This is a genomic window from Brevibacillus sp. SIMBA_040, from assembly GCF_046535075.1.
Classification (GTDB): domain Bacteria; phylum Bacillota; class Bacilli; order Brevibacillales; family Brevibacillaceae; genus Brevibacillus.
Map to the genome: position 1 here is coordinate 1 of NZ_JAWRXI010000027.1, position 13,732 is coordinate 13,732.

Below are 13,732 nucleotides of genomic sequence, written 5' to 3' on the forward strand. Positions count from 1 at the left end.
CCCTGTTCAATACAGAGATCATCTTCTTGGAGCTGCCTAGACTTTTTAAAAGTGTCCTTTACAAAGGGTACATTTTACTGAGTCCATGCCTTTTTTCATCCCTGTGCGAATCAATGATGCTCCTTCAAGCTGTTTACAGGGACATCTTGTTCGTTTTCGGGTTCGCCGATCGGATAGATTCTCGCCATATCCGTTGCTTCATCCACATGCTGAATATAGATGGGCAAGCCGTTGCACGTTACATTTGCCATGACAGGGGAAGCTGCAATCTCTTTTGCACGTTCATTTGTCATTTGAGAGACCTCCTGTGAAATGGATAACGGCTATAATATGTACCCCATGCCAAGCACCTATGCGAATGATAGAGAACGAAAAAGAACGCCAGCACCTGAAAGCTAAGGTCCTGGCGTATTTGCTCTATTTCAATAATCGCTTGATGACTTCGTCAGTTACAGAGGGGACGACTTCTGTGGAATAGGCGATCTCCATTCGTTCAAAGCGGTTATGCGCATCGTATCCGTAGGGGCCGATGTTGATACAGGGCACATTGATGTCGCGGATATCCTGATACTCTACATAATGCTTGCTGCCCCAGCTCGGATTGTTTTCCTCAATGGCCAGAATGCCCTCCTCATCGTCAGAGAGGGCTACACAGCTCATATCACAGACGTACGGGAAGAAATTGCGAGTCACGATCGGATGCGGGTAGTGTTGCTGGACGCTTTCCACTGCCTCCTCCAGCGCGGCAATCAGGTTTTGCTCCCGCTCATCCTTGCCCACAAGCTCGATACGAGGCGAATAAAGCGAGGAATAGAACAGAATAATGGCCGGGCTTCTGTCCTTCATCCACTTCACTTCTTCCTCGACGACACGGGCAGAGAACATCCGTACATCCAGATTCTTGTCTTGCAAAAGCTGCTCTTTGAACTGTCTCATATGCGAGAGGAAGACTTCGCCATGTTCTGCAACCAGCTCTTTTTTCATGTCCTCGTAAATCAAAATGCGCGTCTTCCAAGGGAGAGGAGTCCAGGCTTGACCGCTCTTTTCGCAGAAGCGGCGATGTCGGTCACGCAGCAGCGTCAGGGCGTTTTCAAAAGCGATCTCAGCCTGTTCCTTCAGCATACCGAGGACCTGTTTCGGTGACCATGTATGAATGAAAAAATTGTAGTATACATAGGCAGACAGTGCAGTTTGGATCGTGTAGGTCGGTTTGAAATCGGTCTGTTTCAAGGAAACGGGAGGAACAGGCGTTTCCCCATATGCTTCGTCACATAAATCAGGATTATAGCTGATTTGGCGTGTCAGCTCAGCAGCGATAAAGTTGGGATCGAGACCCTCAAAGGCAGAGCCTGCATGCGTTTCGTAGCCAGTGATATAAAAGGACGGCAGCAGCTTGCCCACTGTTCCTTTGTAAATATAGCGATTCGGGTCGCCATCGTAACGCGGCGCAACGAAGTCAGAGTTAATGAGCGCAATATATTCAAAACCGTGCTCCTCCCGCCATTTTTTCAAATCCTTCAAGGAAGAAAGAACGCCGTGCGAGCTATCTTCTTCGTCGCACTCGGCCAGAAGCAGCAAATTGCCCACCAGCTCTTCCGGGTGCTCGGAATAGTACTGCAACAAAAAGACGTGGCTGGCTACGCCGCTTTTCATATCGAGCACACCGCGGCCAAAATGCCAGTCGCCAGACTCTAGCTGCTGTTTGACCAGCTCCGGCAGCGGTTCTTCTTTCAGCGCTTCCATGAGTGAAGTGGGATAGCAGGCTTTGTCCTTTAAGTGATTGTAGTCCTCGATGCCCACTGTATCGGTGTGGCCCATCAAAATGACAGTTTTACCGCTAGGTCGCTTCGTGCCTTTGACGAACGCAAGCACGTTGTAGCGTTCTACCTCGTCATTTACGGTTCGCGAGATGATCAATTGATCAGGATTTTGCTGAAAATACGGGAACGATTTCAGGTGCTCGTAAAGATGAGTGGCAACATTGATTTCACCCGTTGTGTTGACTACGCTTTCTATTTGTACTAGGTCATCGGTTAATTTTATGATTGCGTCACGGCTTTGCAGCATTGCATCCACCTCGTTTAGTTTATAGGATTTGTTGGAGGAATCGTCGTGTCCGATCGTGCTGCGGGTTGGAAAAAAGAACGCTTGGATGGGCATCTTCGACCATTTCTCCGTCAGCAAGCATGATGACGCGGTCCGCAACTTCGCGGGCAAAGCCCATCTCATGCGTAACGACGACCATCGTCATGCCTTCGCGGGCCAAATCCTTCATCGTCGCTAGCACCTCTCCCACCAGCTCAGGATCGAGGGCAGAAGTAGGCTCGTCAAACAGCATGACGTCTGGTTCGATTGCGAGAGCCCGTGCAATCGCCACCCGCTGCTTCTGTCCGCCAGAGAGCTGCTCAGGGTAGACGTGTGCCTTGTCGGTCAGTCCCACGCGTGCCAATAGCTGCATCGCTTTTTCCGTTGCCTCGGCCTTCGTTTTTCGTTTTACATGGACCGGGGCTTCGATGACATTTTCCAGAACAGTCATATGCGGGAACAGATTGAAATGCTGAAACACCATACCTACATGTTCGCGCACCTTGTTCAGATCGGTGTTTTTGACATTAATCAGCTGATTGTTGATCTCGATTTCGCCTGAGTCCTTCATCTCCAGGAAGTTCAGGCAGCGCAGCAGCGTGCTTTTCCCTGAGCCGCTTGCCCCGATCAGTACCACGACTTCTGATTTTTTAATCTCCAGTGAGATGCTTTTTAACACCTGCAGGCTACCAAATGATTTCGCCAGATTACGCACCTTAATCATGCTGCCACCTCTTTATGCTTGCGAGTAGGGAGGGGAGTTTTACTGGTATCGAGCCGTTTTTCCAAGCGATTCAAAATAAACGAAAAAATAGCGACGAGCGCCAGATAGTAAAGCCCGACGACAAAATATGTTTCAAAGGGCATGAAGTTGTCTGCTTGTGCGGACAGTGCACGGTTAAACAGCTCGGTCACGGCGATGTAGGCAACGAGGGAAGAATCCTTCAAGCCGATGATAAACTGGTTGCCAAGAGGTGGGATCGCCCGCTTGAACGCTTGCGGCAGGACAATACGCCGCATCGCCAAACCATAAGGCATCCCGAGAGAACGTGCCGCTTCCATCTGTCCGCGATCAATCGACTGGATTGACCCGCGGAAGATTTCCGCAATATAAGCTCCGGAGTGGATGCCGAGCGCGAGAGCACCCGCAGTAAAGTCAGAGAGCACGATGACACTGGAAATACCGTAGTAGAGGAACATGAGCTGTACAATCAGCGGCATGCCTCGTACGACGAAGATGTATGTGTCTGCCATTTTTTGTAAAACAAAAACACCGGATACCTTGAAAAAAGCAAAGACGAGTCCAATTACAGAAGCCATGACGAGAGAAACGGCGGTCAGAGAAACGGTGACCCAGGCCGCCTCGAGAAACGCTTTTCCGTGATGCGTGATAATGTCCGTGATATTCATGAAAAAATCCATTGTTGACATACCCCCGTAGCAAGTATGGAAGGTGCGCCAGAAATCCCGGCGCACCAGCTTTTACAAACGTGTTACTTCAACAGGTTTGCACCAAACCATTTCATGCTGATTTGCTCATACGTGCCGTCGTCAATCATGGATTTGATGGCTTCATTGATTTTTTTGGTCAAAACGGGATTGTCTTTGGTAACAGCAATCGCGATGTTCTCTTTGTTTAACACCTCGTCGATAGGCTTGATTTTCAGCCCTTGGTTTTTAATCGCCGAAGTACCGACGACGCGGTCCGTGATAACAGCCGCGACACGACCTGGGACCAGATCCTGCAAGGCGTAGATATCCGTTGGGTAGCCTTTTACTTTTTCCTTGTCCGTTAACGTTTCAGCGACATCCTTATGTGTGCTTGCTTGTACGACACCGATGATTTGACCTTTCAAGTCATCTTTGGATTTGATCGTGTCGTTTGACTCAGCGATGAAAATTTGTCCGCCGGAAATGTAGTAGGGCTCGGTGAAGTCTACCTGCTTGGCGCGTTCCTCCGTATGGGTCATACTGCCGATGATGGCATCGTACTTGCTTCCTTTTAGCCCTTGGAGGATGGTTTCCCATGGATTCGTGACCGGATTTGCCTCCAGGCCGACGCGCTTGGCTATTTCTTTGCCGATTTCGACATCGAATCCGGTCAGTACATTATTTTCGTCCTTGTAATTGAGCGGTTTGAGCAAGCCACTCATCGCAAACGTCAGCTTTCCTTCGTGTACGAGCTTCATTTTTTCTTCGGAAGCAGGCTGCGCAGATGTCGAGGAGCTGTTATTCGTGGAAGCGCTTGCATCAGTTGGCGCAGCTTGCGGTGTATTGCTATTTGATGACGGAGCTGCATTGGAGCCGCAGCCAGCTAGAAGAGAGAGCACGAGAGAGCCTACCAGCAGTGCGACAGGAAACAATCTTTGTTTCTTCATACGAGAATCCCCCAGACAGATATGGATTAAAAAGCGCCTTGCTTGGTTTGCCTGTGCTGCGTATGAAAGAGGAGAGGGCTTTATGTTTCTATGCCCTCTTCTCGAATCACTTGTGCAGTGCTATTCATTTATCGCGGTTTTTTTCAGGTAGGCTCTCCATGTGATGGCCCACTGGTCGGGATCATCGAGCACCGACTCTTCTACGCGGTGGCCTGTGCTGTTGTGTGGCGCTGTTTTTACGATTTCGGGCGTTGCGTATGCTTCCTCCGAGATTTGTGTGAGAGCAGCAATGTATTCGTCCAGCTCTGCTTTGGAGTAAGATTCGGTCGGCTCCAGCGTGAACGGCTCGGGAACGACATAAGGGTGATGACTGGTCCAATAGTGGTGCGCAAAATCACTCATGCGGCGCTGAACATCGTACGTGGTGACACCTGTCTCTTCTTTTAGCTGCTGCCAGCTATAGCGCACCTGTTCGAGACGGCGGCCTTGTATATACGGGGCGCTTGCTCCGCGAATTTGCAAGATTTTATGATACAAATAGTTGTTGTTGAGGCACGCGATTTGGGCGACCTCCGTCAAGCCGTCTGCACCGAGCGCACGAACCCACGCATATGCACGCAGGACTGCTGGTGGAACCCCGTAAAAGCTCCGCACCTTGCCGATGGAGCTTTTCAGCTCGCGGCGGTAGAAATACTTGTCTCCATCGAAGTCGACTAATGGACTAGGGAGGAACTCCTCCAATGCTTTCGTAACCCCGATGGCACCAGTCGCCGGACCTCCGCAGGCGTGCGGAATGGAGAAGGTTTTGTGGAGGTTAAAGAAGCACATGTCAAAGCCTGCTTCCAGTGCGCGCGTAATACCTAGCAGGCCGTTGGCATTCGCCTGATCGTAGCAGCAAAGACCACCGGCAGCGTGCACGATGTCCGTAAACTCCTTGATCCGGGAATTGTAGATGCCAGTATCCTCGGGATTTGCAACGGCAAAGGCGGCTGTTCGCTCCGATACGAGTCCTTTTAATGCTTCCAAATCAGGGTAGCCGTTTTCGTCCACGGGTACATAAATGATCTTGAACCCTTTGACCGCGGCTGTCGCAGCTTGGGATGGATGGGAAAAATGGGTGGTAATGAATTCGTTGCGCTGCGCTCCTTCGCCACGTGCCTCATGGTATTTGCGGACGATGGAGGCTTGGGTAAACAAAGCTTGGGTGCCACTGCCCGGCTGAAACGAGAATTTGTCCATGCCTGATACTTCGCGCAGGAACAGATCGAGCTTGTAGGTCATTTCCAGCATGCCTTGCACAGTGGATTCATCCTGCAGCGGATGCAGCTCAGCCATTTTCGGCGAACGGGCAAAGCGCTCGTTGATTTTTGGAGAGTATTTCATCGTGCAGGTGCCTTGGCCCATCTCTACGTTAAAATCTGCACCCAGCACCTCCTGCGAGAGGCGAGAGTAGTGGCGAATGACGCGAAACTGGCTGATCTGAGGGAGGTTCGGGCGTTTTTTGCGGCGCAGGCCATCCGGTAATTGCGACACGCCATCGCCTACGATGGCGGTAATTTCTCGTTCTACTGGCGGTACTTCCACGCCGCGTTCCCCGGGCTGGCTGAGCTCAAAAATGACTGGTTCATCCCATTTGGCTTGATGGAAGCGTCTTACTTTATGGTCTCTTGGAATTCGTTTCATCTCGTCGATCGTCTCCTTCGCTGATTGTGGTGATTACACTTTTTGAACGTATAAGAATTTATAAGCGAGACGCTTATGAATTCTGGAGCGCATGAAAACTTTCCGCTAAACGCGGTCGCTCCTCATTGAAGAAGCAGCGATAGAGGTTTTCTTAACTTGCATGACACTCTGAATGGCAGCTGCTAGCTTGTCGATTTCTTCTTGGGTATGCACCTCGGTTACACAATAGAGTGCGCATTGTCCCAGCTCTGGGAAGTGCTCTGTCAAATCGACACCCCCGAAGATGTCTTTGGCAAGCAGTGCCGCATTGATTTCTTTTACGGTTTTGCCTGTTTGCGTGAAATCGACGACAAACTCTTTGAAAAAGGGAGCAGTGAATTTGATAGCGACTCCGGGAATGGATGAGAGCTGCTTGGCTGCATACTGGGAGCGCTGCATAATGCCTTGGCCCACTTCTTCCATTCCATCTGGTCCCATCGTAGCCAGGTACACGCCTGCGGTGATGCCCCAAAGCGCCGTTTGCGTACCGACGGATTCCTTGCCGTTTTCTCGTTTGGCAAAGGAGGTACGGTCGTAGGCCACATCTCCGAAGCCATATTCACCCTCGACGACTGTTGGTGCAATTCCGAACAGACGGGATGGATATTCCATGACGTAGGTAGGGTCGTCATGTGTGGCGATAAAGCCCGATTGTCCCCCGCCGTAATGCATGTGCACACCTAGAGGCTGCAAATCGCCGCAAACGATATCTGCTCCGTAATTAGCGGGTGCTTCCATGACGCCGAGCGAGATGGGATCTACACCAACGACACAAATAGCGCCCGCAGCATGAGCCAAATCTGCGATAAGCTGACCGTTTGCTTCCACTGATCCGAGGAAAGTCGGGTTTTCAAAGTAGACGGCAGCTGTGTTGGCACTGAGCTTGGCTTTGAGATCACTCAGGTCCAGAGCGCCCGTTTCGTTTTCAAAGTCAACCAACGTAACACTCAGATCGGGAGACGTATAGTTCTTGATAATTAAAAGCTTGTCAGGGTTTATGTTTTTCGGAATTAACAACTCGGTGCGTTTGGTGATGCGAGCAGCCATGCGCAGCGCGGTAGAGGCTGCCTGCGCCCAGTCAAATGTCGGAACGTTTACGACATCCATGTCTACAAGCTCAGCCACCAAGCTCTGGTATTCAAATAGTGCCTGGAAACGACCCTTGTCTTCGTAAGGCTCCCCTGCATAGGCTGTCAAAAATTCTGCTCGTGAATTGACCTCGTCACATACGACAGGAACGAAGTGCGGCCAGCAGCCTGCGCCGAGGAAGCTGATATTTTCTTTGGTCGTTTGATTTTTGTTCAGGAGCGAGTTTACGTGTCGATCCAGCTCATACTCAGTGAGTGCTGGTGGAATGTTCATCTTTTCTTGCAGGCGCAGCTCCTGGGGGATATCCGCAAAAATATCCTCAATGCTGGAAAAGCCGATTTCACGCAGCATCTGTTCCTTTACTTCGGGAGCAGAATTGGGAATATAGGGGTGAGCAAAACGTTTTACACTCATTTTTTCGTACCCTCCGTCTGTTGTTTGTTCAAAAAATTCAGTCATAATAATTGTTGGGAAATGCTAGGCGAGTCCCCCGCCATCAACCACTAACACGGAACCGGTTACCCAAGCGGACAGGTCGCTGGCAAAGAAGAGAACGGCATTGGCGATGTCCTGCGGCGTGCCGAGACGCTCCAAAGGACGTCCCTGAGCGGATGATACGAGGAACGCGCTTTCCTCTTTGTTCAGTTGACGGGCTTCCTCACGCAAAAGTGGCGTATCCGTATCGCCTGGCGAGACGCAGTTGACACGAATATTCTCGGGTCCGTGATCAATCGCCATGGCGCGTGTCAGATTGACGACGCCGGCTTTGGCTGCGCAGTAAGCTGCTGCTTTGTCGCCGCCCTTGATTCCCCAGCCAGAGCCTGTATTGATGATACTGCCGCCGCCCGATTTTGCCATGATGGGAATCACAAATTTGGAGAGGTTGTACGCACCTTTGAGGGAGACGTTTATCACCAGGTCCCAATCCTGCTCCTCCAGCTCTACCACCGTTTTGCGGCGAATGACACCCGCGTTGTTAAAAAGGATATCGATACGGCCGCAGGCTTCCTCGATGGCTTCAGTCACGTGGCGGCAGTCTTCCTGCGACACGACGTTACATTTGAAAAACCGTGCGGCACCACCTAGATCTTGTATATGACGAGCAGCTGTTTCACCAAGCTCGTCGTTGATATCAAGCAGCATGACGTTCGCGCCAAATTCGGCTAATCGCTTTGCTGTCGCAAATCCGATTCCAGAAGCGCCACCTGTGATTAAAGCTACTTTTCCTTCTAATTTGAACAGGTCGTTGGTACGTAGCAAGTAGGATCATTCCCTTCGTGAAATGAATCTTTTTGTGATAGTGATGGTGATGCTTTGCTTTTTGAATAATGCAAGCACTGTGCCAAATCAGTTATGTTTCGCCCGGAAGCTGTTGTATTACGTGATTGTGCAACTAAATCACTGTTTTGCAGGTTCATTTTCAGAGAGGAAATCCCACAGTTATTGCCATTGTTGTCAAACTATTTGTCTGTTTTGGCAAGCCAGCATCCCTTTTTTCCAAAATCATTGACATCATTGGCAAACAATTTGTCAGATGTCAAAATATTTAATAAACTTTAGAGGGAAGATGCGGAAAGGATGGATTTCCATGGTCTCGTTGGAACGATGCAAGCCAGCTATCGAAAAAGTCATTACGGGCATCTCGGATATATTGAATGTGGATGCTGCTGTGATCAACGAGAGTGGCTTATTGGTTGTGAGCACCGAGCGTTATCTGAAGCAGAAAGGGGAAAACGTACATATCCCGTCCATCGAGTTCGTCTTGTCACGGGGAGATTTTCTGGTTGATAAACCAGGCTCCATGGAGATGTGCGTCGGATGCAGGTTCCTGGAAAGCTGTCCAGCCAAGGTGGAACTGCTGTCATCCATAAAGGTAGCGAATCATGCCATCGGCGTTGTCTCGCTCACATCCTTTACAAAGGAAGGACAACATCGTCTCTCGAAGCATACCGAAAAATATCAGCAAATTTTGACAAAAGTAAGTGGGATGATTACAACGATCATTCAAACCCAGACAGTGAAGCACGAGCCGTACCATCCATACGACCAGCTGCTGGAGGGAGTGCTCGATACTGTATCTGATGCTTATCTCACCTTTGATCCAAGCGGCAATGTCATACACGCTAATGCAAGTGCCCGTTCACTTTTGGCACAAAAAGACCTGCTGCCAGCAGATATCTCCCAGATGTTTATGCCATCGTTGTCCTCTCTGTCTACTCAGTCCTTGCCTGTCGCGAACTGTCTGATTGAAAAACTGAATGCTCCGGTAGAAGCGACACCGATTGTAGTTAATGATCAGTTCATTGGAGGTACGCTGCGTGTTACGAGTGAATGGCTGACGCCATCTATGCGGTCGATGACACAGGCAGGGGGGAGTCTGGATCAGATTGTAGGCAAGAGCAGTGCGATCAGACAGCTAAAGGAAAAGGCCGAGCGAATCAAGAACAGCAGCTCCACCGTACTCATTACGGGTGCAACGGGCACGGGCAAGGGACATCTGGCAAAAGCGATCCATGAAGCAAGTACTCGTGCCTACTATCCGTTTGTTGCGATTAACTGTGCAAGCATTCCAGAGAGCTTGTTCGAGAGTGAATTGTTCGGGTATGAGGAAGGCGCTTTTACGGGGGCAAAAAAGGGAGGCAAGCCAGGACGATTTGAAATGGCCAACAATGGTACGCTTTTCCTGGACGAGATTGGGGATATGCCCCTACCCTTGCAAGCAAAGCTTTTACGGGTATTGCAGGATATGGTGATCGAACGGGTTGGGGGTACTCGCTCGATCCCGATCAATGTCAGGGTCATTGCTGCGACCAATCAAAATCTGGAGGAGCTAATCGAGCAGAAAGCTTTTCGGGCAGATCTTTTTTACCGATTGAATGTCATCCCGATCCATGTCCCAGCACTTTCCGAGCGAAAGGAGGATATCGAGCTGCTCGCTTTGTCTTATTTACAAAAATGCAGGGAAAAGACAGGGCGTGCCTTTGCTGGTATCGCTCCGAAAACGATGGAGATATTGGGCGCTTACCAGTGGCCGGGTAATGTGAGGGAACTGGAGAACGTCATCGAGTACGCGATGAACATGGAGACAGGAACGTCGATTACGCCGGACAGCTTGCCACCCAGGTTATTGGCAGGAACGGGTAGCGCGTCCAGTGGTTCAGCGATCAGGGAACGCCTAGCGGATGTGCAGGCTGATGCCATTCGTGCATCTCTAGCGAGGCATGGCACGGATTTGAAGGGGAAGATGGAGGTTGCCAGTGAGCTCGGGATAGGCATTCGAACCTTGTATCGAAAGCTGAAGGCATTAGGCATTTCGTGATCGACAGGAACGGGATCGTCGTATGTATAAAAGGACAGCCTGAGCATGGGCTGTCCTTTTTCTGCTTTGAGAAAAGAGCAATGAAAAAGCTAGTTGCTTGCAGCTATGTCTGCCAACACTGCCAGGGGATCGACAGCTGTACCATCTTTTATCAATTCAAAAAAGAGATGGGGGCCGGTGCTTTGTCCGGTGCTTCCCAACAAGCCGATGAGCTGTCCCTGCGATACAGTGGCGCCGGGAGCGACCTCCAGTTTTTCCAGATGAGAATACACGGTCTGATAGCCGCCCTCATGCGACACGATGACCTGATTACCTGCTTTTCTGTCGTAATCTGCAGCGATGACGGTGCCTGCTGCGGCTGCATGAACAGGGGTGTTCAGGGCGTTGACGATGGTAATTCCTTTCGCTGTAGGGGAGCTGTTAATCGTTCCCTCAACAGGTGCGATAAAGGCTGGCTGTTTGCCGAAAACCTGCTTGGCATCAGTCAGAGTGAATACACCTAGCGCCAAAACAACGATGATCCCGGAAGTAGTCCACGTATAAGCCTTCTTCTTAAAGCTACTGATCATTTTGATTCTCCTTTTCAAATGGTTTCGGGAGCTGGAAAAGCTGGCAGTGAGCGCAGTAGTCCTTTGCCTGCTGCAGAGCTCCAGCAGCTTGATCATGGTAAACCCGTATTTTTGTACCTCTGCTTCTTTCATGTAGGTAAGGGCCAAAGCGTCACACGCAATTTCCTGATCCCGGCGCATACGGGATGCTGCATACCAGAGCAGCGGATTAAACCAGTTGAGGATGAGTAAAAAGCTCATCAGGCTGTTTACAGCGATATCGTGTCTTTTCCAATGAGATAATTCGTGGAGGAAGATATGGCGTAGCTCTTGCTCGTCTAATATATCGATGAGTCGATCCGGCAGCAAAATGCGCGGCCGCCAGATTCCTGCCAACGTGGGACTCGCAAGGGTTTTGCTCCGCAATAAGGGCAGTTTTTGGGAAATGCCCATCTGCTCCTTGCAGTGAGCTAAGATCGTAAGAACACGCTGCTCCAGAACAAGGGCTTCATCTTTGAGCGTTTGGCTCAATTTGTACATGGTGCGTATGGTTGTGATCAGGAGCACGATAACACCGCAGAGCCAGAGCGCTGCAAGCAGATGAAGCCAGGAAACCATCGAGCCATCAGACTGGGTAGCTTTTGGTTCGCTAGCCAGATCACCTGTAGGGTGAGCAACGGCAGCTGCTGTGTATGTGTAGCTAGATGTACTGGCTGCGGGTTGCCCTTGAACGGTTTCCCAACCCAGTGGAGGCAGCCAATTGTACAAGCTGATGGAGCTGTCTGGCGACCATGGAATAGCCAATTTCATGATCAGTAGAAACCAGACGGTATAGTGCCATCTTGCGGTCAGATGCTTTTTGCCAGCCAGCTTGCACAGCAAAATGAGGATGACGAGGATGCTGGCTTGCAGGGAATTGTTTAGCACCCAGGAAAAAGAATGAGTGAGAAGATATAGAAGTGTCTCTACCACATTACTTCTCCTTGTCTGACAGGATTTTCTTGAGCTCAGCTATCTCTTGGGAGGAAAGCTTTTCTTCCTGTAAGAAGTGCACCAGCATAGGCTTGAGTGCCCCACCATAGACGCGTTGCAAAAAGGACTCTCGCTCCGTCCGTTTACATTCCTCCTCACTGATGGTAGGGCTGTAATAATAGACACGGTTGACTTGCTCGTATGTAAGAATCCCTTTTTGCAGCAAGCGGCTAATCAATGTTTTGATCGTTTTTTCTTTCCAGCTCTTGTTGTCTCGCAAGGCGTGAATGACATCAGCGGCAGTTGCAGGTGATTTCGCCCAGATGACCTTCATGATTTCCCACTCGGAATCCGAAATGCGCGGGAGCTCGTCCAAGGTGATGTACCTCCTTTGATTATCGATTACAATTGTAGTCGTTTATGCTTTTTAGATTACAACTGTAATCGTCAGTTGTCAACCATGTTTTTACAAAAATACAAAAAGCCCTCAGCCGAGGGGGGTATCTTCACTGAGGGAATTCTTCCGAGATTGTCAAACAGCTCTTTGGGTGATTTGAATAGCGTTGCAGAAAATGCTCGATGAAAAATGGAATCTCTACTTTTCGTTCACGCAGTGGAGGAATCCCTTTGCCCGCTTGCTTCAGTGGTGGATGTCCTTGTCAGTAATAATGACGCCGTCGAAAAAAAGCTCCAGGAGACTGTCTAGGTTGTTCAGGGCAAACATAGGGATGACCCCCTTTCTAGCAGGTAGACGCTAAATGCCACTAGTATAGCATGTTAGAATGAGAAAAAAACAAAGGCAGGGATCGAACATGAGTCTCGCTGAGCAGTTTGGCAATATCGATATTTATTTGTTTGATCAGTTGTTAAAAGGGCGAATTACAAAGGATATGCGCATTCTCGATGCCGGCTGTGGCAGTGGACGCAATCTGGTCTATTTTTTGCGCAATGGCTATACGGTACACGCCGTAGATCGCTCGGAGGAAGCAATACGTGCGGTTCGGGAGCTTGGAGCGGCGCTTGCTCCAGACTGGTCAGAGGAGCAGGCGCGTGTAGAGGCGGTTGAGCGTATGAGCTTTTCCTCCGAGAGCTTTGATTTTGTCATAAGCAATGCGGTGCTACATTTTGCCGAGGATAAAGCTCACTTTCTACAAATGATTCAGGAGCTGTGGCGGGTTCTTGCACCAGGGGGAATGTTGTTTATCCGTTTGGCTTCATCGATTGGTATAGAAGATAGGATCAAACCGCTGGGAGAGGAACGCTATTTGTTACCTGACGGCAGCACCCGTTTTCTAGTGAACGAAGAAACGATGCTGGAGACTACGGCGGCACTCAAGGGTACGCTGTTTGAGCCGATTAAAACGGTAAATGTCGCTGGACAGCGTTGTATGAGTACGTGGTGCCTGAAAAAGCCCGTCACCTGACAGAGGGATGCGCAGTTCATCAAATTCTGTGAACATACTTTTGCCGACTACCGAGTCCTGCCTGATCACATACGTAGTCTACTGGTTGTAGGTGTTGGGCGATTCTCCTATAATGAAGAAAATATATGTAAAAGCGATGGGGATACAGCGGCAGTCTTGTGTCCCCTTTTTAGATAGAAAGACCGAATCACCAAC

12 protein-coding genes are annotated in these 13,732 nt (G+C 49.9%); 2 read left to right on the top strand and 10 right to left on the bottom strand.

Translation table 11 applies throughout. The features are described from left to right. Positions 1-110: 110 nt before the first annotated feature. The 8 genes from SB752_RS29345 to SB752_RS29380 form a co-directional block, all read right to left on the bottom strand. On the bottom strand, positions 111-293 hold the full coding sequence (locus SB752_RS29345; protein ID WP_410718996.1) for a small acid-soluble spore protein H: 183 nt from the start codon (positions 291-293) through the stop codon (positions 111-113). A gap of 124 nt (positions 294-417) precedes the next feature. Then, a complete protein-coding gene (locus SB752_RS29350) occupies positions 418-2,067 on the bottom strand; it encodes a M20/M25/M40 family metallo-hydrolase (RefSeq protein WP_410718997.1) in 1,650 nt (549 codons plus the stop codon). A 19-nt stretch (positions 2,068-2,086) separates the two neighbouring features. After that, the gene (locus tag SB752_RS29355; RefSeq protein ID WP_410718998.1) at positions 2,087-2,809 is read right to left on the bottom strand and encodes an amino acid ABC transporter ATP-binding protein; all 723 of its coding nucleotides are present in this window, start codon (positions 2,807-2,809) and stop codon (positions 2,087-2,089) included. Further along, positions 2,806-3,507: an amino acid ABC transporter permease gene (locus tag SB752_RS29360; protein WP_410718999.1), complete on the bottom strand. Its 702-nt coding sequence runs from the start codon at positions 3,505-3,507 to the stop codon at positions 2,806-2,808. The genes SB752_RS29355 and SB752_RS29360 overlap by 4 nt, the downstream gene beginning before the upstream one ends. A 71-nt stretch (positions 3,508-3,578) precedes the next feature. Continuing rightward, complete coding sequence (locus SB752_RS29365; RefSeq protein ID WP_410719000.1) at positions 3,579-4,463, bottom strand: ABC transporter substrate-binding protein; 885 nt, start codon at positions 4,461-4,463, stop codon at positions 3,579-3,581. Between the two features lie 120 nt (positions 4,464-4,583). Beyond that, positions 4,584-6,146: an aminomethyl-transferring glycine dehydrogenase subunit GcvPB gene (gene gcvPB / locus SB752_RS29370; RefSeq protein WP_410719001.1), complete on the bottom strand. Its 1,563-nt coding sequence runs from the start codon at positions 6,144-6,146 to the stop codon at positions 4,584-4,586. A 105-nt stretch (positions 6,147-6,251) separates the two neighbouring features. Further along, entirely contained in the window at positions 6,252-7,688 is a 1,437-nt protein-coding gene (gcvPA, locus tag SB752_RS29375; protein WP_410719002.1) for an aminomethyl-transferring glycine dehydrogenase subunit GcvPA, read from the bottom strand. Between the two features lie 63 nt (positions 7,689-7,751). Then, positions 7,752-8,534 (bottom strand): SDR family NAD(P)-dependent oxidoreductase, encoded by a 783-nt coding sequence (locus SB752_RS29380; protein WP_410719003.1) that lies wholly within the window; start codon positions 8,532-8,534, stop codon positions 7,752-7,754. Positions 8,535-8,862: 328 nt separating this feature from the next. Between SB752_RS29380 and SB752_RS29385 the strand changes: the two genes are divergently transcribed. After that, positions 8,863-10,593 carry a sigma-54 interaction domain-containing protein gene (locus tag SB752_RS29385; protein ID WP_410719004.1) on the top strand — a complete coding sequence of 577 codons (1,731 nt, stop codon included), beginning with the start codon at positions 8,863-8,865 and terminating at the stop codon, positions 10,591-10,593. Positions 10,594-10,682: 89 nt separating this feature from the next. Here SB752_RS29385 and SB752_RS29390 read toward each other — a convergent pair whose 3' ends face one another. Together SB752_RS29390 and SB752_RS29395 are read right to left on the bottom strand one after the other, a co-directional pair. Beyond that, positions 10,683-12,113, bottom strand: coding sequence for a M56 family metallopeptidase (locus tag SB752_RS29390; RefSeq protein WP_410719005.1), 1,431 nt, complete (start codon positions 12,111-12,113; stop codon positions 10,683-10,685). A 1-nt stretch (position 12,114) separates the two neighbouring features. Continuing rightward, the gene (locus SB752_RS29395; RefSeq protein ID WP_410719006.1) at positions 12,115-12,489 is read right to left on the bottom strand and encodes a BlaI/MecI/CopY family transcriptional regulator; all 375 of its coding nucleotides are present in this window, start codon (positions 12,487-12,489) and stop codon (positions 12,115-12,117) included. 436 nt (positions 12,490-12,925) lie between these two features. On the opposite strand from SB752_RS29395, the gene SB752_RS29400 reads away from it, so the two are divergent. Then, positions 12,926-13,537 carry a class I SAM-dependent methyltransferase gene (locus SB752_RS29400; protein ID WP_410719007.1) on the top strand — a complete coding sequence of 204 codons (612 nt, stop codon included), beginning with the start codon at positions 12,926-12,928 and terminating at the stop codon, positions 13,535-13,537. Positions 13,538-13,732 lie beyond the last annotated feature (195 nt).